Here is a 24,590-nt window from a genome sequence, read left to right as displayed (position 1 = left end):
AAAATGAAAGCCTTAATAATAATTGCACATGGAAGTAAAAAAGAGTTATCAAACAGTGAGTTTATATCTATGGTAGGAAACATTAAAAATAAAGATAATAACTATGATTTTGTTGAAGCCTCTTTTTTAGAATTAGCAAGTCCAAGTATTGAAGATATAACAAATGATTTAATAAGAAAAGGTGTAAAGGAGCTAAACTACTACCCTTTTTTCTTAAATTCAGGAAGACATGTAATTAGTGATATTCCAAATATAATTGAAAAATTAGAAAATAAAAATCCAAATTTGAAATTTGAATTATTAGAACATTTTGGAAAATCTGATTTTATAGAAGATATTATATTAAGAGATATTAATATTAAATGATAAAGTAACATTTTTTTAGTACAAAAAAGAGTTTTAAATATATAAAATAAGAAATAAAATAAAAAAAGGAGAAATCATGTTAAGAGAATTAATTCTTACAACAGTTGGTGCGGGTTCTTTATTAAGAGAGAAAATTGAGGATGAAGTAAAAATTCTTGAGAAAAAAGGCAAAATTAAAAAATCTGATGCCAAAGATTTCTTGAAAAAATTAGAAAAAAAAGGAAAACTTGAAGATAAAAAAATAAAAAAAGAGCTTCGAGGTCACTTAAAAGAGCTAATAAATGAATTGGGGTTAGTTACAAAAAAAGATTTGAAGAAATTTAAAGAAGAGTTAGAAAAATAGTGGAGAATAGTATGACAGATTTGTCTAAAATGAGGCAAGAATACACTTCAAAAGGTTTAGAGATAGAGGATTTAGATGAAAATCCTTTTAAACAGTTTGAAACTTGGTTTAACAACGCTTTAGAAGCAAAACTGATAGAACCAAATGCCTTTACACTAAGTACAGTAGGCCTTGATTTAAAACCAAGTCAAAGAACTGTACTTCTAAAAATGTATGATAATACAGGTTTTAGATTTTTTTCAAATTATAATAGTAAAAAATCACTACAAATAGAAGAGAATCCTTATGTTTCAGCTCACTTTGCATGGCTTGGATTAGAAAGACAAGTAAGAATTGAAGGAAGTATAAAGAAAATCTCAAAGGGTGAGTCTTTGAAATACTTTTTATCTCGTCCAAGAGGTAGTCAAATTGGTGCCTGGGTTTCTCACCAAAGTCAAGTAGTAAACTCAAGAACAATACTTGAAACAAAATTTGATGAAATGAGAAAAAAATTTGCTAAAGGAGAAGTTCCTTTTCCTTCATTTTGGGGTGGATATGAGATTGTTCCAACATATTTTGAATTTTGGCAAGGTGGATTAAATAGACTTCACGATAGATTTGTTTATGAAATTAAAAATAACAGTTGGGAAATATATCGTTTAGAACCATAGGAGATAATATGGCTTGTAATAAATGTAATCAAAAATTTGGATTTGAAAATCTTCCATCAAAAATTTATTTTATTAGTGAATATGATGAACTAATGTCAAAAAGTAGAATATTTTTAATGAAGCTTGGTTTAGATGTTTATAAAGTTCATGATTTGCACTATATAAAGACTGAAAACACAAAAGAGTTTTTTTATTCAAATATTGATGCTATAAAATCAAACTTTAATCTACTAGAAACAGAAGATATAAAACTATTTATTGAATACGAAGACGTAGGATTTTCTTACAAAACAGTTTTAAATTCCAAACCAATGCAAAGGTTTTTGAACTTAATAGATGATAAAGATTTTTTTGATGTTATAAATAATCAATCACTAACATCACATTTCCAACCAATTATAGAATCAAAAAACAATTCAATTTATGGTTATGAATGTTTAATTAGAGGGGTAAATCCTGATGGTTCACTAATGTATCCAGATGTTTTATTTAAAAAATCAACTAGAAATGATATGAACTTTAATTTAGACAGACTTTGTAGGGAAAGTGCTTTAAAAACTGCTGCAACAAAAAAGATTGATAAAAAAATATTTATCAACTTTATACCAACTACAATTTATGACCCAGAATTTTGCCTAAGGTCAACTGTCAAATGGGCTAAACAATTAGAGTTTGACCCATCAAATATAATTTTTGAAGTTGTAGAAACAGAACAGGTGAGAGACCAAAAACACTTAAAAACTATTTTAGAATATTATAGAAATGAAGGCTTTAAGATAGCATTAGATGATGTAGGAGAAGGATATTCAGGATTAAATAGAATTATAGATTTAAAACCTGACATTATAAAAATTGATAGAAATATAATAAAAGAGATTGATACTAATGAGTTAAAACAATCAGTTTACAAAGCATTATATAATTTATCAAAAGAAAACGGTATTGAGATACTAGCTGAAGGCATCGAGACAGCTTATGAATTAGATGCTATAAAAGATATAGGTGTTGATTATATGCAAGGTTATTACTTTTCTAAACCAATGCCAGAACCAATAAGAAAAATAAAAGGATAAATTATCAAAAACTATTCACCATTTAGAATATACAAAGTATTTTTATTTTTATTAACAATCTATATGGTTATAAAAAAAAGGGATAGATTTTTAATATTTAAACCTTTATCTCCTAAAAGATTAAAAAAATATATCTTGGACTTGGGTGCAAGTTTTATTAAACTAGCTCAAGTATTAGCAACAAGAGCTGATTTTTTCTCTAAAGAGTATTTAGAAGAATTAAAATCATTGCATGACCAAATTCCACCTATGAAAGAAAAAAGATTTAATGAAGTTTTTAATACAGCTTTCAAAGATAAAAGTATATTCAAAGAGTTTGAAAATGAACCTATAGCTTCAGCTTCAATTGGACAAGTACATATTGCATACTTGCAAAATGATAAAAAAGTTGCAGTAAAACTAAGACGTTATGGAATAAAAAAACAAGTTTTAGCTGATATAAAAATAATAAATTTTTTTAATAGATTATTTAATCCCCTATTCTCTTCATATACAAAAAACTCTATTGATGCAGTTATCTCTGAGTTTTCTAAAATGATTGTTCAAGAAGTAAGTTTAAATCAAGAGTTGCAAAACTTAAAAAACTTCAAGAAAGTGTATAAAAAAGAGAAAATTAGATTTCCAAAAGCTTATAGAAAATACTCATGTGATGATGCCTTAGTTATGAGTTTTGAAGAGGGATTTAGATTTGATGATAAAGAGAATATTTTAAAACATAATATTGATTTTAAAAAAATCATTTCAAATCTAGTAAATTTTTACACTACTCAAATGCTTATAAACGGATATTTCCATGCTGATCCACATCCTGGGAATCTTCTAGTTAATACAAAAGGGGAATTGATACTTTTAGATTTTGGTATGGTAAAAACTGTTCCAAATGAAAAAAGAGTAGCAATTATTGAACTTATTAAAGCAGCAAATGAACAAGACTATGAAACATATATTAGTGCAAGTAAAAGATTAGGAACAATAGCCTATGAAGCTCCAACTGCACAATTAGCTGAGTTTACTTCAAAAATGTTTGACATATTTTCAAATGATAGTCTTGATAGTCAATCTATGCAAACTTTGGCTTTTGATGTATTAGAAGGAACTAGAGATTTACCTTTTAAACTTCCAAGTGATGCAATATATATTTTACGAGTTAGTGCAATAATCGAAGGCTTGGGAACTACTTATATTGAAAACTTTAATGGAGTAAAAGATATTTTACCTCTACTTATTAAAAATATACCAAAAGCTATTGGAGCAAAAGAATCTATAACTGAAACTATAATTGAAGAGTTTAAAGAGTTACCTTTTATTACAAAAGATTTTAAAACTATGATAAAAAAAGCTAGTGAAGGAACCCTTGAAGTTGAAGTTTCAAAAAATCAAATGGAGTATATCTTTAAGATATCTAAAGAGTATATAAAAAGTAGTTTTATCTCTTTTGCTTTTATCTTTGCATCAATTTTTTATCTTCTTTATGGATTTGAACCAAAAGAAATTTCAATAGTTTTATTCCTTTTTGGATTTATAAGGTTGTTTTACAAATGAAAAATTTAGATTTAACAAATGAAGAAAAATACAGAATAGTTGAGATGGCTTGGCAAGACAGAACAACTTTTGATGTAATAAAAACTCAATTTGATTTATCTGAGAATCAGATAAAAAATTTAATGAGAGAGTTTATATCTCCTAAAGCATATAAAAGATGGAGAAAAAGAGTTCAAGGTCGAGTTACAAAACATAGAAAAAGAGTCGAATTTAAACCAATTAGATTTCAAGGACCATGGTAATGTATAGATTTGGATTATTTTGCTCATTAAGTGATAACTCTTTATCAACAAATAGAACAATAAATTTAAAAAATCTTAAATATGAAAATATTGAAAAAAAACTACTTCAAAATGCAGAAGAGTTAGTAAAACTATTAGATTATTGTGAAGATAAAGATTTTAAAGTGTTTAGATTAGGTAATAGTTTTATCCCTTTTTTATCCCATAATCTCTTTGAAGATTCATGGTTGGAAAAGATTAAACCTATTTTAAAAGATACAAAAGAGAAAATATCTAAGTATAACACTAGAATAACTATACATCCCGGACAATATACAGTTTTAAACTCTACAAATGATATGGTTGTAAAAAACTCTTTAAGGGAGTTGGAAAGAGTTTTTTGGCTTTTTGACCAACTTGGTATAAATAATGAAGGAACAGTTTTAATCCATGGTGGTGGAGCATATGGAGATAAAACTTCAGCCATAGAGAGATTGATTAAAACAATTGAAGAAAACCCATGGCTAAAAAAACGATTAGCTTTAGAAAATGATGAGAAAGTATATACAGCAAATGAGATATTAAATATCTGTAACTTTTGCTCTATTCCTATGGTATTTGATATATATCATCATACTTTGAATCCTAGTGAATTTGAAGCAAAAGATATATTAAAAACTTGGGGAAATAAAAGACCTAAAGTACATTTATCGTCTAAAGGGGAAGGAAGATTTGGGAAGCATGGAGATGAAATTTTTTTAAAAGATTTTATTGAATTAAAAAATATGTTCAAAGAGGCTACTAAAGAGATTGATATTATGGTTGAAGCAAAGAATAAAGAGTTTGCTATAAAAAACTTAAGAAAAGAGATTTTAGAAAACAATGAATAATAAAAATAAAACTCTTTATGATATCAAAGAGGTAACAAAAGCATGTGCTAAAGGTGAAACAGTAAGTTTTGCAATCACTAGTAAAAACAAATATTCATTTTTTTATTCACCTATTATCAATATAAATACAACACAAATAAAGAGTTTAAACATATCTCGTATCAAAAACCAAAAGATTTACTTTTTTACTTTCTAAAACTAGTTTCTAAAATCTCTTTTGGATACTACAAACTAACTTATGATTATAATATTGCAAACTGCAATAAAAACTAAAATACTAAAAATAAAAAGTTAAAATATCTGTATGAAAAAAGATATTTTTGAGAAAATGGAAATCTTAGCAGATAGTGCTAAATATGATGTATCATGTAGTTCTAGTGGAAGTGACAACAACTATAAAACTGGACAAATTGGTGCAACTCATAAAAGTGGTATTTGCCACACTTTTACAGCTGATGGTAGATGTGTTTCTTTACTCAAAGTACTTTTAACAAACCATTGCATTTATGATTGTGTATACTGTATAAATAGAAAATCAAATGAGATAAAAAGAGCTGCTTTTGCCCCAAGAGAACTTGCCGATATTACTATAAACTTTTATAAAAGAAATTATATAGAAGGATTGTTTTTAAGTAGTGGAATTATTGATAGTGAAGACCATACTTCAAATCTAATATTAAGGGCTTTAAAAATACTAAGATATGAATACCATTTTAATGGATATATTCATGTAAAACTAATACCAGGGACTGATGAAAAAATTATTGAACAAATAGTTGCTTTAGCCAATAGAGTTAGCTCAAACATTGAACTTCCTAGTGACAAATCCTTAAAACTTTTAGCTCCAAATAAAACAAAAGAGAGTGTACTTCAACCTTTAAAATATGCAAGAGATATAAGCCTTGAAAAAGATACAAAACCAATAGGCATGAGTACACAACTAATAGTTGGAGCAACACCTGAAAGTGATAAAGATATTTTAAAACTAAGTTCTGTTTTATATGATAAAGCTCTTTTAAAAAGGGTTTACTATAGTGCTTATATTCCGGTAAATGATGATAAAAATCTACCTGCGATTGTTACAAAACCTCCTTTACTTCGTGAACATAGACTTTATCAAGCTGATTGGCTTTTAAGATTTTATGATTTTTCTTGGGATGAAATTGTAGATGATAGAAATCCAAATCTTGATGAAGATGTTGATCCAAAAACATTTTGGGCATTAAATAATTTACAATTTTTTCCTATGGAGATTAACAAAGCTTCAAAAGATGAACTCCTTAGAATTCCAGGTATTGGAGTAAGGGGAGTATTTAAAATACTTAAAGCAAGAAGATTTAAATCTTTAGATTTTGATGATTTAAAAAAATTAAAAATATCACTTAAAAGAGCAAAATATTTTATCACTTGCAAAGGAAAGTACCAAAAAGATACTCCTTTAGAGCAGGATAGAATTAAAACAGCTCTTCTAACATCTAAAATCAACACAAAAGTAAATCAACCTTCACTTTTTGATTTGCAATATTCTTCTATAACAGGTGAATTATGATCTTAGTTTATAATGGGAGTTTTGAAGGGTTTTTAACTCTTGTTTATGAAGTTTATTATAAAAAGTTAAACCCTGAAAAGATTTTAAAACAGATACCACAAATACTATTAATGGATGAGATAATTACGATTGAAGTTGATATACAAAAAGCAACAAAAGTATTAGATGCTATAAAAACTAATTTTGATAAAAAAAATTTTGAACTTATCTTAAATATATTTATGTGTGATACAAAAGAGTTTGAAGTAGAATTATTAAAATATATAATAGTTGGGTTCAAAGATAAAAATGAACTTTTTAATATAAACAATAGTGAAGTTTTCTTTTTACAAAATTTAGAAAAAGAGCTTTTTAGAAGTATTCATAAAATGTATGGTTTTACTAGATTTGAAGAGTTAGAAGATAATACTTTATACTCAAAAATTGATACAAAATACAACATGGTTTATTTTCTTGGCAAACACTTTTTTAGAAGATTAAACAATCAAAACTTTATAATCCATGATTTAAAAAGAGAATTGGCATTTGTCAAAGTAGGACAAAAAACTTCTATAGAAAAAGTTATAGATTTCAAACAACCTAACCTATCAGAAAATGAAGAAAAGTTTACAAAACTATGGAATAGATTTTTTAATGCAATTACAATAGAATCAAGGAAAAATAAAAAATGTCAACAAAATTTTGTACCCTTTATATATAGAACATATATGACAGAATTTTTATAAAAAGACATCAAAATTATACTAAAAATCTTAAAAATAGTATAAAATGAAATAAAAAGGAAAAAAATGAAATATATTATCTCTTCAATATTTATATTACTCTTTCTAACAGGGTGTGCAAATAAAGACCCTAGAATACAAAGTGTTGATAACTTAGACTTGCAACAATACACGGGAAAATGGTATGAGATAGCTAGATATGAACACTTCTTTGAAAAAAACTGTAAAAATGTAAGTGCTACATACTCTATAAAAAAGAATAAAAATATAAAAGTTATAAATAGATGTGAAGATATAACTACAAATGAGAAAAAAGAAGCAATTGGTGAAGCAAAAAAAGTTGATAATAAAAACTCAAAACTAAAGGTTACTTTCTTTTGGCCTTTTTATGGAGACTATTGGGTTATTATGCTAGCCGATGATTACTCTTATGCAGTTGTTAGTGAACCTACAAAAGAGTATTTATGGATACTTTCACGAACAAAAAAACTTCCAAAAAATATTCAAGATGATATTTTAGAGAAACTAAAAAATCTTGATTTCGATACAGATAAATTAATCTGGACTATTCAAGAATAGTAATGTGGTAGTGTTAAAAACCTTGTATCAATCTGATAGAATTTATAATTCTAAAAGATTGAACAATGAATCAAATATTTGATTTAAAGCTTATAAAGTCAAAATGTGAGATTTTCTAATCTTATTCTAAAATTGTGAAGATTGTGACATAACATTTAACTACATAATATCTAAAGTTAATACCAAACGCTTTTCATTTTTTATCAATTCTGGTGAACGGTGGACTAAGCCAGCACTTTCGTTACCTTTCCAAAGCGTACCTTTGAGCAATGCAACATCGCCACAATCTAGTTGTTGGATATCACTTTCACTTTGATAAAGTCCAGATTCACTGTCAGGCAAGCCGTTACAACCCCACCCCAGTTTTGTTTGATTAACCACCTCGTGTGGTAGCCATTCTGTAGCCATACCTTGATAGGTCGTCACAAGACGACAAGGCACTTTGTCCACATGAAATTTAGGGCACATCGCTCGATCTAAAACTTTCAAACGCATGCCTGCTTCTTTAAGTTCAAACAAATAACAAAACATATCCACAAGCTCAGCAATATCTTCACTAACTTCGGTCATATTGTTATCAAAAGATTCACTAATACGAGAAAGTGCATCTTGTGGTGTTAAAGTCATCTCCTTTTGAAATGTAGAATTCAATGCTAAAAATTCTTTCACCGAAAATTGTTTTTCACGTCGCCAAATAGCTATATTAATCTCTGCCTTATAGATATCACTCAAAACTGTTGGCTGTTTATCTTGAGCCATATGTCGGGTCATGCCTCTAGTAGTATTAATGTTCACCAAGCATATTCCTTATTTTTTTATACATATCTTTTGCATCTTTATTTGATAGTTTTTTTTCTTCAATCAGTTTTAAAACTTGATTTAATTCTTCAATAAAAGATACAATATCTTTTTTTGCTTCAATAATCTCTTCTTCGTCATTTCCTTTTTCTATTTCTTCATTTAATTCATCTAAAAAAACTTGTGATTCTGGTAGCATTACATTAAATATTATACTTTCTAATTCTACTTTTATATTTTTCACTTATCTCCTTATTTTTAGTTGTTTGTCATAGCCAAATTTAATTGATTCATCCTCAATTTTCTTTTTAACAAGTTCATGCTCCCAATTATGTCTTTTGGCAAAATTCTCAATCTCTATTTCTCTTTATTCCAAAGTGCAAAATATAAATATTCTCTTTAAAAATGGTTTAGGAATTTGTATTGCAAGCATTTGAAAATAGTTTTCTTTACAGCTTTTAGAACAAAAAGCTTTATTCATAGGTATTTTTTTACCACAGTAAAGGCAATTTGACATTATCTTTCCTTTTTATATCCAAAGAACTTTTTTTAAGATTGTTTTGACCCATCATAACAACTTCTATTTGCTTATCCTTTTGCAAAAACTATGCAACTTAATTACAATTAAGAATTTTATCAGATAATTATTAAGTGCAACTTAGTTGCATAATTGGTTTTCTTTGTAGTGTTTTATTTAAGATTTAAGAATTTGATTAATATTATTTACTTAACTCATCTTCATGAAATCTCTAATTAAAAGTAATATTATAAGTTTAAATTATAATGATATTCATAAGTTTTATTTAATTTTCTTATATTATAATTTCAAAAATTAAATGCAACTTAGTTGCACCAAAGGAAAGAATTGAAAAAAATATTAGTTGGGTCAATAGTTTTAAGTGGATTATTATACGCACAAAATACAAATATCACATATGAATATGGAGTAAAAGATTATAGCAATTCTATGACTAAAATAGATGGAAAAGTACAATATATAGGAATTTCACATAAGATATCTAATCATATGATTAGCTTAGGTTATCAAGGAGATAATGTAGATAGACAACACTCTATCACAAAAGCAAACCTTCCATCTCTTGATGTTGAAAAATATAGTGCAAAATATACATATAAAATAAATGATAAAGCAAATTTGAAAGTTAGTTATATAAAGATTATTGATAATTTAGCTCCAACAGATCAAGGAAAAGTTTATGGTCTTGGTGGAGATTATACTATTCTAAAAGGATTAACAGCAGGATTAAATATTTATAAAAGTGATTATGAAACTTTTGATGTAAACCAATATGATTTTATCCTTTCAAAAGGTTTTAAAATTGATAATTTAAAACTAAAAACAACTGTAATTGCTAAAAAAATAGATATTGATGGTATCAAATATGGTGGATATACTTTTAAAGATAAAGACTACTTTACTACAGGTTTAAAACTTGGAGCAAATTACAATGGTTATGTAGCAGGACTTGGTGTATTTTTTGGGAAAAGAGCATTTACAGTTCTTGATAATGGTGTAAAAGTTCAACACCATGCAATGGAACAAGATAAAACATATATGTTAAGTTTTGGAAAGAGATTTAAAGATTTTGATATTATGGCTAAATACTCCTTTCAAAATGGAAAAGAACTACCTGAAAATAGAGATGATGTAGATACAAAAGTTGTAACTTTGTCTTTAACTTATAAATTTTAATATTAATAAAATTGAAGTGGTTTATAGTTCAAAGCTATATTGCTACTTCTTTATTTCTAAAATTAGTTAATTTGAACTATTAAGAGAAAAGGGGTTAAAGAAAAATAAGTTCAATAACCTGTAGATTTTAGACAAATTTGGCTAAGTAAAATTAACTATACTAAAATTCTAAAAATTATCGAACTTTGACACAAAACTCTGAACAGTCTCAGCAATATCTACTTTAAGATATTTGCTATCTCTTTTATAGCCTCTTCATTTTTAATATTTAATTTAATCTCTATTCTTCGTGAAGCTTCTTTATCCTCTTTGCCATCTTTGTCATAGATTAAATCTAAATATGACCTTCCACTTGCAACTACCAATTGTCTTAGTTTTTCTTTGTTTTTAAAATCAAGGGAAAGAAGATAATCCATTACAGAGAATGCTCTTTTTTGAGAAAGATCCAAATTATACAAGAATCCTCCAACAGAGTTTGTATGCCCTTCTATTGCTATAGTATCAATATATTTATTTATCTCATCATTTTCTAAAATAGTTTGAAAGTAGTCATAAATTGCATTTTTTAAAAAAGTTTGTGAACTTGGCTTTAATTCTGACTTTCCTTCATCAAATAATACATTTGAAGATAAACTCAAGTTTCCACTTTTTGGGTCAATATTTATGTTTTTTCCCAATTTTTCTTTTAAAAGAGTTATAACTTTTATTTTAATACCCGTTAAGTTTTTTATTTTAGTTTTTGTACTCTCTAACTCTTTTGCTAAAATATCATGCTCATTTTGAGTATTATCAAGTTTTGTTTGAATAACTTTCATCTCATCTTCAAGCTCTTGATTTTTCTTTTTAAATAATTCAACTAATTTACTAATCTCCAAATTTTTAGAAACCATCTCTTCTAACTCTTCTTTTGACTTAGTTGATAGTTTTTCAAACTCTTCATCTTTTAAAACTAATGTTTGTTTTAAATCACTTAATTTTAACAATAATTTTTGTTTCTCTTTATCTAAACTATTTAATTTTTCTTCTATCTCTTTTTTTGATAATATTGACAACTCTAACTTGTCTTTATTCTCTTCAAGTAACTTTTGCTTCTCTTGTACAGTTAATTTTAATTGTTCATTTTCTAAAATTCTCTCTTTTAATCTCTTTTCTAGATCACTATTAGAATTTTTGGTATCTTTTAACTCCAAGATTATATTTTTTAGTTTCATCTCTTTTTGTTCTAATTCTTTTTTGTTTTTTTCTAGTGCAATTTTCTCTTTTTCTAAAGTCTTTTCAAGAAGATTACTCTCACTTTGAAGCAAAGTATATTTAACAATAATAGCTCCAATTAAAAGAATAAATACAAAAAGTAATCCTGCCATTAAGTCAGCATAAGATATCCAAAAATTTGTATTATTATTGTTTTTATTTTGCATTTATTAAATCTTTACCCAATTCTTTTAAATCGTTTGAAACTAATTGAAAAGAGGATAACACAGAGTAAATCTCAGCTTTTACTGCTTTATCATTTAGATTTTGTTTTTCTAAACTCTTTTCATACTCATAACTAATCTTTTTAATACTTTTTTCAATCTCTTCAAAACTTTCTAAAATATTCTCTTGCTTTTGTGAACTTTTTTCAAACATTGATGAAAGGTTTATATAATTTGTTGATATTTTATTTTCTATAGATAAAAAAGCTCTATTTATATCATCTAAATATTCTAATTTCTTTTTAACTAATTCATCCATTTTAAATATATAATCAGGAGTTAATATCTCTTGTACTTTTTCTAAAATAGTATTTTGGTTCCCTTGCGATAACTTTAATAGTTCAATTTCATCTTTGCTCCAAATTCTATCTTTATAAGAACTTTTTATACTATTAATTTCATATTCAATTTTTGTTAATCCCCTTTTCTCAAAAAAAATCCACCAAATTGATAAAAATATCCCATAAATTGATGCATAAAATGCAGTACCTACACCACTTAGTAAAATAGTAATCTCATTTTCCAAAGCTTGTTTTGAATCCACTGTAAAATCTGGCATAGATATAGCTATTGCTGTAAAAGTTCCTAAAATACCCAAAGTTGGGAAGATAGATGAAGCAACATTTGCAAAATTGTCATTTCGTAAACCTAATAAAAACTTTTCAAAATAATCATCTAAAGATGCATAAGACTTAGTTTTCCCATTAAATGTTATCTCTCTTTGGTTTAAATAAGAATCTAATTCTTCATTATTTTCTAAAATCTTATTTCTAAAAAGTGCAAAAGAATACCAGGCATTGTGTGAAATAAAAAACATAAAAATAAAAAGGATTAGAAAAATAATTATAAGAGAGTGGATCTCAACTTTTAAAGGTATTATTTGTAAAAAACCTAAAAGAATAAATATAAATAAAAAAATAGGTAAAGATAAAATCACCAAAAACCTTGGTGAATTATTCATTTTCTGATTACTGAAAGTAGGCATTTTTTCCTCCATAAATTATTAATAAAATACTCTAAAAAGGAAAATAAAGGTTAATAGATTATGGTCTATAAACCCTTATATTTTTATACCCTTTAGAGTCTATAAGATATTGTGCATGCAATTGACTTAATATACCTTTTTCACAATAAAAAAGATACTCTTTATTTTGTGGTAACTTTTCAAATTCTGATTTAAGTTTATAAAATGGAATTTTTAGTGTTTCACAAGATGTTTCAATACATTCATCATTTTGCCGAATATCAATTACTGTATAGTTACCACTTGAGATATTATTTACAACTTCTACTTCACCAATATCATTTACATCAGCAACAATTTCATCTACATTGATTTGTATTGCATTTTCAACTGCTTTATCTAAAACTTCATAGTTAAATTTTTTAGCTTCTTTTTCCATTCTGTCAAAAGAACCATGCGTTACTGGATTTTGTGAAATTACACCACAATACTCAGGCATCGCTTCTGCAAATTTTCTTGTACCAATTTCATTTGCTATATCAATAATTTGTGGCTTATTCATAGTAGAAAGTGGTCTTAAAACAAGTTTATTTGTAACTTGGTCAATTAAAGCAAGGTTTCTTAATGTTTGACTTGAAACTTGTGCTACACTCTCCCCTGTTAATAAAGCATCAATACCTAAATTATTTGCAACTTTTTCAGAAGCCATTAACATAAGTCTTTTTAAAGTAACTCCCATATATGATTGTGAAGTTGAATTAAATATCTCTGTAACAACATCCTCAAAAGGGATTGAAGTAAAAGTAACTCTGTGTGAAGAACCAAATTTATTCCAAAGATAGAAAGCTACTTGTTTTACACCAATTTCATGGGCAACACCACCTAAATTAAAAAATATAAAGTGTGTTTTTATCCCTCTTTTCATAGTAAGATAACTTGCAACTGTTGAATCAAACCCACCAGACATTAAAGACAAGATATCCCCTTGTGTACCCAATGGGAAGCCAGAAACACCTTGGTATTTATTTGTAATGATATTTAATTGTTTATGAACTAATTCTACATTTATCTTAACTTCTGGATTTCTTAAATCAACTTTACTAGAAGGATTATTTGCAAGCATATAACCTCCAACTGTTCTTTCAATATCAGTTGATTTAAACTCCTGCTGACCTGTTCTTTTTGCTCTTACAACAAATGTTTTATCTTGAATAACATGAGACATTTTCTCATTTATAATTACTTTCATCTCATCTAAAGTAGTAACATTGTCTATTTGTATAGCTTCAAGAACAACTTCTATCCCAGATGTTTCTAGTAACTTTTGTCTAACTTCAACAACTACATCTATAGGACAAACAACTTCTATTTTGTCAAAAAGTTTTTTATACTCAATCTCTTCAGATATTCTTCCTAAAATCTTTTTTAAGTTTGCAAAAAGTTGGTCTATCATTTGCCTTTTTGCTTTTGTTCCTTTAATCATAATTTCTGGAAAATATTTAACAATAAATTTTTGAGTTTTAACTTCTGATTCAATCATATAACGCACATACCTTTTAATAAATAAAGTGAATTATATCATAAGAAATGAAATAACATATAAAAGATATTCTGGTAAAATAAAATTTACAAAATTAACTAAGGAATATAAAATCAAAAAAAGCGCAATTCTTACATTACTATTATTATCTATGACAACAATGATGTCAAATGTTGCCATAGTTACAACCCTACCTAGACTTCAAAACTATTTTTCAAACGTTGATAATATCGAATTTTATTCAAGATTGATTTTAACTTTACCATCACTTGTAATAGCTTTTCTTGCTCCATTTATGGGACATCTTATTTTTAAATTTGGAAAGAAAAAATCCGCAATTATAGCATTACTTATTTTTGCTATTGCAGGAAGTGCAGGCTTATATTTGGAAACAATTGAAGAGTTTCTTATATCAAGATCTGTTTTTGGTATAGCGGTATCAACACTAATGATTGTTTCAACTTCATTAGTTGGAGATTATTTTAAAGATGAACAAAGACATAAATTTATGGGATACCAAAGTGCCTTTATAGCAATTGGTGGTATCTTTTTTGTTTTTGGTGGTGGATTTCTATCTGATATAAATTGGAGATTCCCTTTTGGTATATATTTAATAGGTTTAATTCTTTTACCAATGGTCTTATTTTTTCTTTATGAAGTACCTAATAAAATTGAGATACAAACTGAGATATCAATAACTCTTCCTAAAAAACTCTTAGGTATATATTTTCTAGGATTTTTTTATATGTTAATATTTTTTGTACTACCAACACAAATGCCTTTTTTGATAATTGATCATTTTGGTGGTACTGGTAAAATGACTGGTTCTATAATAGCATTAGCATTTTTGTCAAATGCTCTAGGTGCAATTACATTTTCAAAACTAAAGAAGAAATATAATTTTTCAACAATCTACATCATAGGTTTATGTATTGTTGCTATAGGATTTACAGGTATTGGATTAGTTAAAAATATATATCTTTTTTATCTAACTGCCCCTATCTTAGGTTTTGGTGGAGGAGTAATGATGACTAACATAACGGCTTGGATGCTAAGTTGTACAACTTTTGAAAAAAGAGTTAAAGCTTCAGGTTATCTCACTGGCTCATTATTTTTAGGTCAATTTTTCTCTCCAATTGTATTTCATCCTTTAATTACTATAGTTGGGGTTCAAAACTTTTTTGAAGTGGTTGGAGCTTTTTTATTTATTCTTATTATAATAACTTTAATTTATAAAAAAACTCGTTCTTATGCAGATTAAAATTAATCTGCATAATTATAAATAAGCTCTCAAATAAGATTTATCTATTAAATCCTTTTTATTAAACTCTTTAGCAGCTTTAAAAACAAAATTTGAATCTCTAAGTAGTTCTCTACCATAAGCAACAAAATCACAAGTACCCTCTTCTAACAATAACTCACCTTGTTTTGCTGTAGTAATAAGTCCAACAGCAATCACAGGAATATTAATATTAGTTTTTATCTCTTTTGCATAATCACATTGATACAAAGGAACAAGTTTAGGCATCATATCAGGTTCTTTTAGATTTCCTCCAGCAGATACATGAATAGAATCAACTCCAACTTTTTCTAACTCTTTAGATAAATAGATTGAATCCTTAATATTCCAGCCATCAGTTTGCCATTCACTAGCAGAGATTCTAACTATTAATGGCAAAGAAAGTTCTTCTTTTAATAACTTAGCAATTTCAAGTGTAAGTCTACATCTATTTTCTAAACTTCCACCATATATATCATCTCTTTTATTTGTTAAAGGGGATAAAAACTCACAAAGTAAATATCCATGGGCTGCATGAAGTTCTAAAGTATCATATCCAACTTCTTTTGCTCTTTTCCCAGCATCTAAAAAATATTTTTTTATTTGTTCAATTTCATTGATATCTAATTCTTGAGGTATTTTGAAAGGTTCTGTTTCATCAAATGCTATAGATGATGGAGCAACAGGAATTGAAGATTTTACTATACTTTTTCTTCCAGCATGGGCTAACTGGATTGCAATTTTTGAATCAAAACTATGCACACTATCTACAAGTTTTTTATGGCTGTATTTTTGTGAATCATCCCAAAGCCCTAAATCATTATTTGAGATTCTACCTTTAGGTTCAACTGCAGTTGCTTCAATAATAATTAAACCAACACCACCAATTGCTCTTGCTGTATAATGAGAAAAGTGAAAAGCTTTTACCTCTCCACTTTCATCACTTTTGTACATACACATAGGAGCCATTATAACTTTATTTTTTAAGTGACAAGTTCCAATACTGCCACTATTTAAAAGTTTACTCATTGTAACTCCTATCTATTTAATATACTCTACAACATCCTCTAGTTTATCTCTTTGTTGTTCAGATTGTGGATTAACTCTATATCCAAAAGGAAGAACTAATGACAATTGATATTTTGTTGTATCTAAGCCTAAAATCTCTTCAACTTTTTCTTTTTCAAAACCTTCAATAGGACAAGAATCAATTCCTTTTATAGCAGCAGCTGTCATCATATTTCCAGCAGCAATATAAGTTTGTCTAGCTGTCCATGAATAAATATTTTCATTGCTACTTAATGTTTGGGCTAAATGATTTGCATATAGATTTAAATAAAACTCATATTTTTCTTCTGGCATTTCACGTCTTCCAAATTTTTTTCTAGGAACTCCTGATTCAGGCTTAACAGCATCAATAGCAGCTAAAATAATTACTAAATGTGAACAAGATGTTATTTGTACTTGATCCCAGCAAGCAGGTCTAAGTTTTGCTTTTAATTCTTCATTTGTGATAACTAAAAACTTCCAAGGTTCCATACCAAAAGATGAAGGTGATTTTCTACCTGTTTCAAGAATATAAGTCATATCCTCATCAGAAATTTTTTTTGTTTCATCAAATGCTTTACAAGCATGTCTAAAATCCATAGCTTCCATAAATGTTTTTTCCATATTAATCCTTTTAAAATTTGATTTTTTCTAATTTCTGTACATTCATTGAAAATACTTTGCCATCAATAAAATTAGAAAACTTTAAAAAATGTTCTTTTTGAGTATGATTTTTTAAAAACTCCTTATTTTCCCAAATCTCTATAAAAGTAAATGAGTTATCTTTTCCTAACTCCTTGTGTAATTCATAAGAGATACAACCTTCATCATATTTATTTGTTTTTTCATGAAGTTCAACTAATGCTTTATAAACTTCATTAGTAAATTCCTCTTTTATAGTAATATTAGCTACTACAATTACATTTTTCAATAATTATCCTTTAATCAATAAATTTGAAACCTTGTTTTGTATAGTTTTCTTCAATTTTCCTAAAATAGATATTTTTATAATAACTTGCAGTTTGTTCGCAATATGATTGTAAATAGTTCATATTATTATCAACTCTGAATTTTTTCATCTGTTTTTCATATAATAAAACACCATCTTTTACTTTTTTATCATCATATTTATCTTCAAATGCAAAGCTTTCAATTGGAATTCTAGGTTTCAAAGGAGCATCTTCGGCTTCTTTTGTAGGTACGCCAATAGTAGTTCCCACGATTGGAAATGTTTTTGGAGGAAGTCCTAATAACTCAATTATAGCAGCTGGTTCGTTTCTAACAGCACCAATGGCAGTTGTACCGTATCCTAATGATTCTGCACTTATTTGTATCGCATTTAACATAATTCCAGCATCAACAGCACCTACAAGTACACCCTCAGCTGATTTGTCAATTTGATGCTCTTCTCCAGTTTGCTCAACGGCAAAAATAGTTCTATTAAAGTCAACACATATAAAAATAAATACATCTGCAGTTGCAACTTGTTGTTGTCCACCACAAAATTCTGCTATTTGTTTTATTTTATCTTTATCTCTTGTATATACTAAAGATATTTGTTGTCCATTTATAGAAGTTGGACATCTTTGTGCTGTTTTTATAATGAGTTCAAGATCTTCTTCTTTTACGCTTTCACCTGTAAATTGTCTTATAGATTTTCTTGAACTTAGTTGTTTAATTACTTGATTCATTGTCATCCTTTTTTGATTGATAACTATTTAAAATTTTTTTCAAGAACGGAATCGAGTTTTTTTAATTCAGTCTCTAAATCTAAATCACCCTTATAAACATCATGTATAGAATAAGTTTTTAAAGGTTCTAATCCACAAAATTGAAAAGTTTTGTGTGCTACAAAATTAGCTTCGTCTAAACTTAAGCCTTCAAAGAAACCATCTTTGTTGCTAAATTCTGTTTCAGGACAATTATATGTAAGACTTAACATATAATCTTTTCCTTTTAACAATCCACCACTACCATATTTTTTTGATGGATCTTTTCTACTTCTACCATCATCTTTATATGTAACTGTTCCAGCACCACCTGAGAAAACTTCATCCATATATTTTTTTGTTTTCCAAGGAACACTCATCCAATAAACTGGATATTGAAAAAAGATATGGTCTGCCCAAGAGAATTTATCTAACTCCTCTTCTACATCGTAACCTTTATCTATTGCAGTTTCTTTTATTTCGAAACCTTCGTTTGTAAAAAACTCTTTAGCCCGATCAATTATACTTTGGGTAAGTTTACCCTCCGCAAAGTTTTCATAAAATTGATGACCATTGATAATTAAAACTTTTTTCATAAAATATCCTTTATTATTTTTGTAATTTGTAGCTGATATATCTTAAAATCAAAGAATGAAACACATCTATTTTAGCAATTTTAACAACATTTCCTTGAAGAGCAGAAGTTGTTGCAGATTTATCACCAAAATAATTACCAACTATTGTTGAAGTTCCAAATCCTAATAGTATTATAAAGATAACAGTTAATTTTAAATTTGTAATATTTTCTAAAATTGGTACTAAAAAAGTAAAAGCAATAAAGAGTCCACCAAAACATAATATTGTCAAGATTTTCATTTGATTAAAGAATTTATCGGGAGTTGTTACTTTTATATTATTAGGCAATAAAAAAACTGTACTAATAAATGCAATTATACCTAAAAGGGAAATCATAAAAAAAGCAATTCTGAAACCAAACTCTTGTTCAATATATGTTCCAAGTGGAACTCCTAATACCATAGCTACAATTGAAACTGTAAACATAACAGTAATTACATTTGCTGCTTTTTGTTTAGAAACTAATTGTGTTGCTATAGTTGCTCCAATAGAAAAGAATAATCCATATGTCAGACCAGTTATAGTTCGCGCCAATAGTAATGTTGTAAAACTAGGAGAAAATACCCAAACTATATGACCTAAAGAAAAAACAAGCATTGTTATTATTAAAACTGCATTCATATTATATTTATTAAACAAAGTTGTTAAAATTAGGGCTGCAATAGCTACTGCAACTGTATATATTGTAACTAGTAATCCTGTTGAGGATACAGAGGTTAAGAGGTCGTTAGAAATTGTTGGAAATAATCCAACTGTTACAAATTCAGTTGTACCTATTGCAAATACACTAAGTGTAAGAGCAATTAAAGCTATTGGCATGAATTATCCTTTTCATATCTTGGAGAAATTATAACACTATAAACTTAAAATACCCTTACTTTACTTTAGGTAAGTAAGGGTATTTAATTTTTTTTAATATTTGCTCTAAATCTTTTTTTAGTATTAAATAAAATAACTGCTACAAATGATAATAAACACCCAATTATTGTTGATAACATAATCTTCTCATCATATACAATCCAACTAGATACAATTGCCCCAATTGGAACAATAAACATAAATACACCAGCTTGATGTGCACCTAAATGACTTGCAGAAATAAAAAATAAAGTCATACTAAAAGTACCTGAGAAGAGTCCAATAAAAAGTATATTCCACCAAAAAATAGAGTCTAAACTTGCAAAATCAAAGGGATGATATGGCATTGCAAAAATCATATTTACAAAACTAGTTATTCCGAATACTATTAAAGTATATAACATAGGGTTTGCTCTTGAAGATGCTTTTTGAGCTAGAATTGTAACAACAGCCCATACAAGTGCACATAATAAAAAATATGAACTATTTATATTTAGAAAAGCTAATCCATCCATTGGAATTCTTAAAAGTATTATAGCTCCAAAAAATCCAACTGATAAGGCAACAACTTGTCTACTATTTACTTTTGTTCCTAAAATTAATATTGACATTACATAAGTTAGTAGTGGAACCAATGAAGTTACTATTGTTCCTCCATAACCTGCTTCACCATGTGATAAGCCAACAAAAAATAGATAATTAAATGCCGCACTTAAAAGTCCAGCTAATATCATATATATAACACCTACTTTATCTGTTTTAAAAGAGGTTTTTAAATAAAATACAACAGGAATAATACTAATAAATGAGATAAAATATCTCCAAAAAGCTGCAATTTGAGGGCTTGAGTGTTCCATAGTAACTTTTCCTGAAGTCCATGCTATTCCCCAAAAAATCATTGCTATAATCATTCCAATAAAATATTTTGTTTTATTTTCTTCTTTATTCAAAATGTTCCTTTTAAAATTTTGTGAATTATATATATTACAAACTTAAAATACACTTGCTTTACTTTAGGTAAGTTATGGAGTTTTATAGTATTTATGTTATAATCAAATTTGAAAAGGATATATTATGTATTATGTAAATAATAAAGAGTATAAATGTTCAGTTGCAATTACTCTTGATATTTTTAATGACAGATGGAAACTATCAATTATTTGGCAACTATTAGCAGGTGAAAAAAGATTTAAAGAACTGCATGAAAATATTTCGGAAATCACTCAAAAAACATTAACTGTAAAATTAAAAGAATTAGAAGAAAAAAATATTATAAATAGAGAAGTATTCCCTGAAGTTCCACCTAAAGTTGTATACTCATTAACTAATAGTGGCGAAAAATTAAAACCTGTTTTAAAAGAGATGTACGAATGGGGAATCTCATATGCAGATGAACATGGTGAAATGACTGATGAAAAAGAATGCTGTGAATTAAATATCTCAGAAAAGGCTGGTTTTAACTCTTAATGGAAAACTTTATACTTATTCTATTGTGTATTGCAATAGGATATGGGATTAGAAGATTACACATTTTTTCAAAAGATGCAGCTACAACATTAAATCAATTTGCTATTTATATCTCACTTCCAGCAATGATATTGCTTCAAATTCCAAAACTTAGTTTTTCTATGGATGCTTTAATACCTATAATTATAGCTTGGTTAGTTATGACTATTACAGCCATACTAATATTATACTTATGTAAGTTTTTTAGTTTTTCTAAAGAGATTACAGGATCATTATTATTAGTAGCAATTTTAACAAACTCTTCATTTATGGGTATTCCAATTATAAATGCTTATATAGGTGAAAGTGCTTTACCTTATGTTCTTATATATGATCAACTGGGAACTTTTATTGCACTTGCAATATATGGTACGTTTATTGCTTCATATTATTCTAGTAAAAGTGAAATTAGTTTTAAAATCATAGTTTATAAAGTATTAACTTTCCCACCTTTTTTATCATTAATTGTTGCATTGTTTTTAATGGGTGTAGAATTTAATGAAACTATTACAAAAGTTTTAAGTTCACTTGCTTCTACTATTGTTCCTATTGCTTTAGTTGCGGTTGGTCTTCAACTTCAATTTAAACTTCCAAGAAGTGAAATAAAACCTTTTAGTGTAGCTTTAACTGTAAAACTTATCATTGCACCTATTATTGCATTTGGAATATGTAAACTTTTTTCATGGGACAATCAAGCTTCAATCGTATCAATACTAGAAGCAGGAATGGCACCGATGATTACAGCAGGAGCAATTGCTTCGATGGCAGGATTAGCACCAAGACTTAGTTCTGCTATTGTTGGTTATGGAATTTTAATCTCTTTTCCAACAACATATATTATATTTAAAGTCTTAAGTTTTTAATTTTTTAAGATAATAATTAAAAACTTCACGTTTTCTAAACATTAACATTGTATTATTTTATAAAATCTATAGATAGGAATAAAAATGTTTAAACTTTTAAAGACTGCCCTAATTGCTTTAGCAATAATAAGTGCTGCAAATGCAGCAACCCTTTTACCACAAGATAAAATCAATGAATTTCAAAACTTAGCCCTTTTTAAAAAAGCTCAAATTAATATAGATAGAGGATTTGATGCAGGTGATGTTTATTTATTAAATATTACAGTTAGAGGTAAAGCACATAAAATTTATTTAACAAAAGATAAAAAATATTTGGTACAAGGTGAAATGGTAGATACAAATACTGGTATGCCTTTAACAATCCCAGATATGCCAGTAGACTTAAAACCTACACTAGGAAAAGAAGCCTTAACTTTTGGTACAGGAAAAGATGAATACGTATTATTTACAGACCCTGAGTGTCCATATTGTAAAAAATTTGAATCATATTTTCATCAAATTGAAGATAAAGTTAAAATGAGAGTTTTCTTTTATCCATTACCATTTCATAAAAATGCTAAAGACATATCTTTATATATAATGAGTAAAAATGATTATAAGAGTCAAACAAAAGCTATGACTGAAACTACAAAAGATACACCAGATTTTAAAAATAGAAAATATAAAGATGGTGAACTAAAAAAATTACAAAAACATCTTGATGAACAAATGGCAATAGCTACTAAACTTGGTGTTTCAGGAACTCCATCTGTATTTAATAAAGATGGTAAAAAAGTTTCATGGGTTGAACTTCTTCAAAAATATGGAGTTGAGTTAAAATAGATTGTTTTCACAATCTATTTTACCATACTATTTATAGCTTCAATATCTTCTTTTTCTAAAGAAAAATTAAATATCTTAAGATCTTCTATCATATGATTTTTTGAAGTAGTTCCATTTAAAGGAATAATATCTATTTGATTTAGAAATCTATAAAATATTGAAGCTGCACTTTTATTGTATTTAATTGTAAGATTACTAAATAATTCACTTTCCAAAATATGAGGGTTTGCAGTTAAAGACCAAAAACTTTCATATATTATCCCTTTTTCTTTGCACCACGCTCTAAGTTCTGTATCATACATAGTTTGTGAATAAAATCTATTTTGTAAAATAGCTGGTTTAACTTCTACTTTTTCATATAAATATTTTAATACATCTAAATCATAACAATTACTAATTCCAAGTTGCCCTACCTCATTGCTTTTTTTAAAATTACTCATTGTATTCCATACATTTAATAATTTACTTCCAGGAAAAACTGGTGAATGTAATATATAAGTATCAATATAATTTGTTTTTAAATTTTTTTTTGAAGTTTCAAACGACTTTTCAACTTGTGTTGAAATAGAATCATTTTCCAAATAAGGCATATTATTTTTATCTTGTCCATCAATAGGAGTAAACTTTGTCTGAATATAAAGGTCTTCTCTTTTTAAACCTTCTTTCAAGGCTTCTTGAATACCCTTTCCAACTAAGTTTTCTTGATAATGTCTTGGTTGACATGCTGTATCAATACCTCTAAAACCAGTTAATATAGCTTCTTTTACTAATTGAGCTGTTTTATCTTTTTTCCAAGCTGTACCATAAATCATTTTTGGTATTTTTATATTTTGATTTGAAAGTGTATATTCCATCTTTTAACCTGTTTTATTTGATTATACAAAAAAGACAAAGAAAAAAGAAAGTTTTTATGTTTATAAAGTTTATTTTTTATAAATAAAAGAAGAGTAAAACTCCTCTTCTATTTTATTATTGTTTTTTAACAAATTCTTGTTTTAATTTAATAGCTCCAACACCAGGTACTTTACAGTCAATATTATGACCATCATTACCCTCTACTAGTCTAATACCTTTAATTTTTGTACCCACTTTGATTCCTGATGAACTACCTTTTACTTTTAAATCTTTAATAACTGTTACATCATCTCCATCATTTAAAATTGTTCCATTTGCATCTTTTACAACTAAAGTATCTTCATCTTCAGTATCAACTGCATCTTTTGACCACTCGTATGCACATTCTGGACAGATTAATAAACTTCCATCTTCATAAGTATATTCACTATTACATTTTGGACAATTTGGTAGTTGCTCCATTGGTTTCCTTTAAATTTATTTTAGCTTGCAATTATAACATAAGTTAAATTACTAAAGCTTGGTTAATAAAGCTACAAAAAGATTCATTTTTTCATTTTATAAGGTTTTATTAGTTAACATTTCACAA

General features: G+C 27.2%; 31 protein-coding genes. 16 read left to right on the top strand and 15 right to left on the bottom strand.

Annotated features, from left to right (window positions below):
* Positions 1 to 3 precede the first annotated feature (3 nt).
* The 11 genes from ACKU4C_RS06230 (at position 4) to ACKU4C_RS06180 (ending at position 7,935) form a co-directional block, all read left to right on the top strand.
* A complete protein-coding gene (locus ACKU4C_RS06230) occupies positions 4 to 366 on the top strand; it encodes a CbiX/SirB N-terminal domain-containing protein (protein WP_321315383.1) in 363 nt (120 codons plus the stop codon).
* Positions 367 to 442: 76 nt separating this feature from the next.
* Positions 443 to 709, top strand: coding sequence for a hypothetical protein (locus ACKU4C_RS06225; protein WP_321315382.1), 267 nt, complete (start codon positions 443 to 445; stop codon positions 707 to 709).
* Positions 710 to 720: 11 nt separating this feature from the next.
* Complete coding sequence (gene pdxH / locus ACKU4C_RS06220; RefSeq protein WP_321315380.1) at positions 721 to 1,359, top strand: pyridoxamine 5'-phosphate oxidase; 639 nt, start codon at positions 721 to 723, stop codon at positions 1,357 to 1,359.
* Positions 1,360 to 1,367: 8 nt separating this feature from the next.
* Entirely contained in the window at positions 1,368 to 2,432 is a 1,065-nt protein-coding gene (locus ACKU4C_RS06215; RefSeq protein ID WP_321315378.1) for an EAL domain-containing protein, read from the top strand.
* Positions 2,433 to 2,495: 63 nt separating this feature from the next.
* Positions 2,496 to 3,974, top strand: a complete 1,479-nt coding sequence (locus tag ACKU4C_RS06210) for an AarF/UbiB family protein (RefSeq protein WP_321315375.1) — start codon at positions 2,496 to 2,498, stop codon at positions 3,972 to 3,974.
* Positions 3,971 to 4,216, top strand: coding sequence for a TIGR03643 family protein (locus tag ACKU4C_RS06205; RefSeq protein WP_321315373.1), 246 nt, complete (start codon positions 3,971 to 3,973; stop codon positions 4,214 to 4,216). The genes ACKU4C_RS06210 and ACKU4C_RS06205 overlap by 4 nt, the downstream gene beginning before the upstream one ends.
* On the top strand, positions 4,216 to 5,085 hold the full coding sequence (gene uvsE / locus ACKU4C_RS06200) for a UV DNA damage repair endonuclease UvsE (protein ID WP_321315371.1): 870 nt from the start codon (positions 4,216 to 4,218) through the stop codon (positions 5,083 to 5,085). The genes ACKU4C_RS06205 and uvsE overlap by 1 nt, the downstream gene beginning before the upstream one ends.
* Complete coding sequence (locus tag ACKU4C_RS06195; RefSeq protein WP_321315369.1) at positions 5,078 to 5,281, top strand: hypothetical protein; 204 nt, start codon at positions 5,078 to 5,080, stop codon at positions 5,279 to 5,281. The genes uvsE and ACKU4C_RS06195 overlap by 8 nt, the downstream gene beginning before the upstream one ends.
* Before the next feature lie 108 nt (positions 5,282 to 5,389).
* Entirely contained in the window at positions 5,390 to 6,634 is a 1,245-nt protein-coding gene (locus tag ACKU4C_RS06190; protein WP_321315367.1) for a putative DNA modification/repair radical SAM protein, read from the top strand.
* Positions 6,631 to 7,359: a TIGR03915 family putative DNA repair protein gene (locus ACKU4C_RS06185; RefSeq protein ID WP_321315365.1), complete on the top strand. Its 729-nt coding sequence runs from the start codon at positions 6,631 to 6,633 to the stop codon at positions 7,357 to 7,359. Before ACKU4C_RS06190 ends, ACKU4C_RS06185 begins: the two co-directional genes overlap by 4 nt.
* Before the next feature lie 63 nt (positions 7,360 to 7,422).
* Positions 7,423 to 7,935 carry a lipocalin family protein gene (locus ACKU4C_RS06180; protein WP_321315364.1) on the top strand — a complete coding sequence of 171 codons (513 nt, stop codon included), beginning with the start codon at positions 7,423 to 7,425 and terminating at the stop codon, positions 7,933 to 7,935.
* A gap of 159 nt (positions 7,936 to 8,094) precedes the next feature.
* On the opposite strand, the gene ACKU4C_RS06175 is transcribed toward ACKU4C_RS06180, so the two are convergent.
* The 3 genes from ACKU4C_RS06175 to ACKU4C_RS06165 form a co-directional block, all read right to left on the bottom strand.
* Positions 8,095 to 8,730 carry a DUF1826 domain-containing protein gene (locus ACKU4C_RS06175; RefSeq protein WP_321315852.1) on the bottom strand — a complete coding sequence of 212 codons (636 nt, stop codon included), beginning with the start codon at positions 8,728 to 8,730 and terminating at the stop codon, positions 8,095 to 8,097.
* Positions 8,720 to 8,977, bottom strand: a complete 258-nt coding sequence (locus ACKU4C_RS06170) for a hypothetical protein (protein ID WP_321315361.1) — start codon at positions 8,975 to 8,977, stop codon at positions 8,720 to 8,722. The genes ACKU4C_RS06175 and ACKU4C_RS06170 overlap by 11 nt, the downstream gene beginning before the upstream one ends.
* 123 nt (positions 8,978 to 9,100) lie before the next feature.
* Positions 9,101 to 9,250, bottom strand: a complete 150-nt coding sequence (locus tag ACKU4C_RS06165) for a DUF2116 family Zn-ribbon domain-containing protein (RefSeq protein WP_321315357.1) — start codon at positions 9,248 to 9,250, stop codon at positions 9,101 to 9,103.
* A gap of 348 nt (positions 9,251 to 9,598) precedes the next feature.
* Here ACKU4C_RS06165 and ACKU4C_RS06160 point away from each other — a divergent pair, with 348 nt between their 5' ends.
* Positions 9,599 to 10,447 (top strand): hypothetical protein, encoded by an 849-nt coding sequence (locus ACKU4C_RS06160; protein ID WP_321315356.1) that lies wholly within the window; start codon positions 9,599 to 9,601, stop codon positions 10,445 to 10,447.
* Positions 10,448 to 10,665: 218 nt separating this feature from the next.
* Here the strand turns inward: ACKU4C_RS06160 and ACKU4C_RS06155 are convergent, their stop codons facing one another.
* From ACKU4C_RS06155 to thiI, 3 genes are read right to left on the bottom strand one after another with little or no spacing between them, the layout of a single operon-like run.
* Complete coding sequence (locus tag ACKU4C_RS06155) at positions 10,666 to 11,865, bottom strand: OmpA family protein (protein WP_321315354.1); 1,200 nt, start codon at positions 11,863 to 11,865, stop codon at positions 10,666 to 10,668.
* The gene (locus tag ACKU4C_RS06150) at positions 11,855 to 12,907 is read right to left on the bottom strand and encodes a MotA/TolQ/ExbB proton channel family protein (protein WP_321315352.1); all 1,053 of its coding nucleotides are present in this window, start codon (positions 12,905 to 12,907) and stop codon (positions 11,855 to 11,857) included. The genes ACKU4C_RS06155 and ACKU4C_RS06150 overlap by 11 nt, the downstream gene beginning before the upstream one ends.
* A gap of 58 nt (positions 12,908 to 12,965) precedes the next feature.
* A complete protein-coding gene (gene thiI / locus ACKU4C_RS06145) occupies positions 12,966 to 14,426 on the bottom strand; it encodes a tRNA uracil 4-sulfurtransferase ThiI (RefSeq protein WP_321315350.1) in 1,461 nt (486 codons plus the stop codon).
* A gap of 28 nt (positions 14,427 to 14,454) precedes the next feature.
* On the opposite strand from thiI, the gene ACKU4C_RS06140 reads away from it, so the two are divergent.
* Positions 14,455 to 15,687, top strand: a complete 1,233-nt coding sequence (locus ACKU4C_RS06140) for an MFS transporter (RefSeq protein WP_321315348.1) — start codon at positions 14,455 to 14,457, stop codon at positions 15,685 to 15,687.
* A gap of 15 nt (positions 15,688 to 15,702) precedes the next feature.
* Here ACKU4C_RS06140 and ACKU4C_RS06135 read toward each other — a convergent pair whose 3' ends face one another.
* From ACKU4C_RS06135 to ACKU4C_RS06105, 7 genes are all read right to left on the bottom strand, one after another.
* Positions 15,703 to 16,734 (bottom strand): NADH:flavin oxidoreductase/NADH oxidase, encoded by a 1,032-nt coding sequence (locus ACKU4C_RS06135; RefSeq protein ID WP_321315346.1) that lies wholly within the window; start codon positions 16,732 to 16,734, stop codon positions 15,703 to 15,705.
* A gap of 12 nt (positions 16,735 to 16,746) precedes the next feature.
* Positions 16,747 to 17,376, bottom strand: coding sequence for an NAD(P)H-dependent oxidoreductase (locus tag ACKU4C_RS06130; RefSeq protein ID WP_321315344.1), 630 nt, complete (start codon positions 17,374 to 17,376; stop codon positions 16,747 to 16,749).
* Between the two features lie 10 nt (positions 17,377 to 17,386).
* Positions 17,387 to 17,683, bottom strand: a complete 297-nt coding sequence (locus tag ACKU4C_RS06125) for a putative quinol monooxygenase (RefSeq protein WP_321315342.1) — start codon at positions 17,681 to 17,683, stop codon at positions 17,387 to 17,389.
* A gap of 10 nt (positions 17,684 to 17,693) precedes the next feature.
* Entirely contained in the window at positions 17,694 to 18,443 is a 750-nt protein-coding gene (locus ACKU4C_RS06120) for a nitroreductase family protein (RefSeq protein WP_321315340.1), read from the bottom strand.
* Positions 18,444 to 18,466: 23 nt separating this feature from the next.
* Positions 18,467 to 19,057: an NAD(P)H-dependent oxidoreductase gene (locus tag ACKU4C_RS06115; RefSeq protein WP_321315338.1), complete on the bottom strand. Its 591-nt coding sequence runs from the start codon at positions 19,055 to 19,057 to the stop codon at positions 18,467 to 18,469.
* Positions 19,058 to 19,070: 13 nt separating this feature from the next.
* On the bottom strand, positions 19,071 to 19,916 hold the full coding sequence (locus ACKU4C_RS06110; RefSeq protein WP_321315336.1) for an MFS transporter: 846 nt from the start codon (positions 19,914 to 19,916) through the stop codon (positions 19,071 to 19,073).
* An 83-nt stretch (positions 19,917 to 19,999) separates the two neighbouring features.
* Entirely contained in the window at positions 20,000 to 20,866 is an 867-nt protein-coding gene (locus ACKU4C_RS06105) for a DMT family transporter (protein WP_407933767.1), read from the bottom strand.
* Positions 20,867 to 21,029: 163 nt separating this feature from the next.
* On the opposite strand from ACKU4C_RS06105, the gene ACKU4C_RS06100 reads away from it, so the two are divergent.
* From ACKU4C_RS06100 to ACKU4C_RS06090, 3 genes are all read left to right on the top strand, one after another.
* Positions 21,030 to 21,422 (top strand): helix-turn-helix domain-containing protein, encoded by a 393-nt coding sequence (locus tag ACKU4C_RS06100; RefSeq protein WP_321315331.1) that lies wholly within the window; start codon positions 21,030 to 21,032, stop codon positions 21,420 to 21,422.
* Positions 21,422 to 22,324: an AEC family transporter gene (locus ACKU4C_RS06095; RefSeq protein ID WP_321315329.1), complete on the top strand. Its 903-nt coding sequence runs from the start codon at positions 21,422 to 21,424 to the stop codon at positions 22,322 to 22,324. The genes ACKU4C_RS06100 and ACKU4C_RS06095 overlap by 1 nt, the downstream gene beginning before the upstream one ends.
* A gap of 84 nt (positions 22,325 to 22,408) precedes the next feature.
* A complete protein-coding gene (locus ACKU4C_RS06090) occupies positions 22,409 to 23,146 on the top strand; it encodes a DsbC family protein (protein WP_321315327.1) in 738 nt (245 codons plus the stop codon).
* 14 nt (positions 23,147 to 23,160) lie between these two features.
* Here ACKU4C_RS06090 and ACKU4C_RS06085 read toward each other — a convergent pair whose 3' ends face one another.
* The gene (locus ACKU4C_RS06085; RefSeq protein ID WP_321315325.1) at positions 23,161 to 24,000 is read right to left on the bottom strand and encodes an aldo/keto reductase; all 840 of its coding nucleotides are present in this window, start codon (positions 23,998 to 24,000) and stop codon (positions 23,161 to 23,163) included.
* A 115-nt stretch (positions 24,001 to 24,115) separates the two neighbouring features.
* Entirely contained in the window at positions 24,116 to 24,463 is a 348-nt protein-coding gene (locus tag ACKU4C_RS06080; protein WP_321315324.1) for a zinc ribbon domain-containing protein YjdM, read from the bottom strand.
* Positions 24,464 to 24,590: the final 127 nt, after the last annotated feature.

The sequence above is a fragment of the Halarcobacter sp. genome (assembly GCF_963676935.1).
In the GTDB taxonomy this organism is placed as follows: Bacteria; Campylobacterota; Campylobacteria; order Campylobacterales; family Arcobacteraceae; genus Halarcobacter.
This window is presented reverse-complemented; position numbering and strand designations above follow the sequence as displayed.

Coding starts and splice junctions, on each gene's coding strand:
- ACKU4C_RS06185 (WP_321315365.1), top strand. CDS start 6,631: ATGATCTTAGTTTATAATGGGAGTTTTGAAGGGTTTTTAACTCTTGTT.
- ACKU4C_RS06205 (WP_321315373.1), top strand. CDS start 3,971: ATGAAAAATTTAGATTTAACAAATGAAGAAAAATACAGAATAGTTGAG.
- ACKU4C_RS06115 (WP_321315338.1), bottom strand. CDS start 19,057: ATGAAAAAAGTTTTAATTATCAATGGTCATCAATTTTATGAAAACTTT.
- ACKU4C_RS06100 (WP_321315331.1), top strand. CDS start 21,030: ATGTATTATGTAAATAATAAAGAGTATAAATGTTCAGTTGCAATTACT.
- ACKU4C_RS06230 (WP_321315383.1), top strand. CDS start 4: ATGAAAGCCTTAATAATAATTGCACATGGAAGTAAAAAAGAGTTATCA.
- pdxH (WP_321315380.1), top strand. CDS start 721: ATGACAGATTTGTCTAAAATGAGGCAAGAATACACTTCAAAAGGTTTA.
- ACKU4C_RS06110 (WP_321315336.1), bottom strand. CDS start 19,916: ATGCCAATAGCTTTAATTGCTCTTACACTTAGTGTATTTGCAATAGGT.
- ACKU4C_RS06105 (WP_407933767.1), bottom strand. CDS start 20,866: ATGATTATAGCAATGATTTTTTGGGGAATAGCATGGACTTCAGGAAAA.
- ACKU4C_RS06080 (WP_321315324.1), bottom strand. CDS start 24,463: ATGGAGCAACTACCAAATTGTCCAAAATGTAATAGTGAATATACTTAT.
- ACKU4C_RS06085 (WP_321315325.1), bottom strand. CDS start 24,000: ATGGAATATACACTTTCAAATCAAAATATAAAAATACCAAAAATGATT.
- ACKU4C_RS06180 (WP_321315364.1), top strand. CDS start 7,423: ATGAAATATATTATCTCTTCAATATTTATATTACTCTTTCTAACAGGG.
- ACKU4C_RS06130 (WP_321315344.1), bottom strand. CDS start 17,376: ATGGAAAAAACATTTATGGAAGCTATGGATTTTAGACATGCTTGTAAA.
- ACKU4C_RS06225 (WP_321315382.1), top strand. CDS start 443: ATGTTAAGAGAATTAATTCTTACAACAGTTGGTGCGGGTTCTTTATTA.
- ACKU4C_RS06150 (WP_321315352.1), bottom strand. CDS start 12,907: ATGCCTACTTTCAGTAATCAGAAAATGAATAATTCACCAAGGTTTTTG.
- ACKU4C_RS06120 (WP_321315340.1), bottom strand. CDS start 18,443: ATGAATCAAGTAATTAAACAACTAAGTTCAAGAAAATCTATAAGACAA.
- ACKU4C_RS06195 (WP_321315369.1), top strand. CDS start 5,078: ATGAATAATAAAAATAAAACTCTTTATGATATCAAAGAGGTAACAAAA.
- thiI (WP_321315350.1), bottom strand. CDS start 14,426: ATGATTGAATCAGAAGTTAAAACTCAAAAATTTATTGTTAAATATTTT.
- ACKU4C_RS06135 (WP_321315346.1), bottom strand. CDS start 16,734: ATGAGTAAACTTTTAAATAGTGGCAGTATTGGAACTTGTCACTTAAAA.
- ACKU4C_RS06090 (WP_321315327.1), top strand. CDS start 22,409: ATGTTTAAACTTTTAAAGACTGCCCTAATTGCTTTAGCAATAATAAGT.
- ACKU4C_RS06215 (WP_321315378.1), top strand. CDS start 1,368: ATGGCTTGTAATAAATGTAATCAAAAATTTGGATTTGAAAATCTTCCA.
- ACKU4C_RS06155 (WP_321315354.1), bottom strand. CDS start 11,865: ATGCAAAATAAAAACAATAATAATACAAATTTTTGGATATCTTATGCT.
- ACKU4C_RS06190 (WP_321315367.1), top strand. CDS start 5,390: ATGAAAAAAGATATTTTTGAGAAAATGGAAATCTTAGCAGATAGTGCT.
- uvsE (WP_321315371.1), top strand. CDS start 4,216: ATGTATAGATTTGGATTATTTTGCTCATTAAGTGATAACTCTTTATCA.
- ACKU4C_RS06165 (WP_321315357.1), bottom strand. CDS start 9,250: ATGTCAAATTGCCTTTACTGTGGTAAAAAAATACCTATGAATAAAGCT.
- ACKU4C_RS06095 (WP_321315329.1), top strand. CDS start 21,422: ATGGAAAACTTTATACTTATTCTATTGTGTATTGCAATAGGATATGGG.
- ACKU4C_RS06210 (WP_321315375.1), top strand. CDS start 2,496: ATGGTTATAAAAAAAAGGGATAGATTTTTAATATTTAAACCTTTATCT.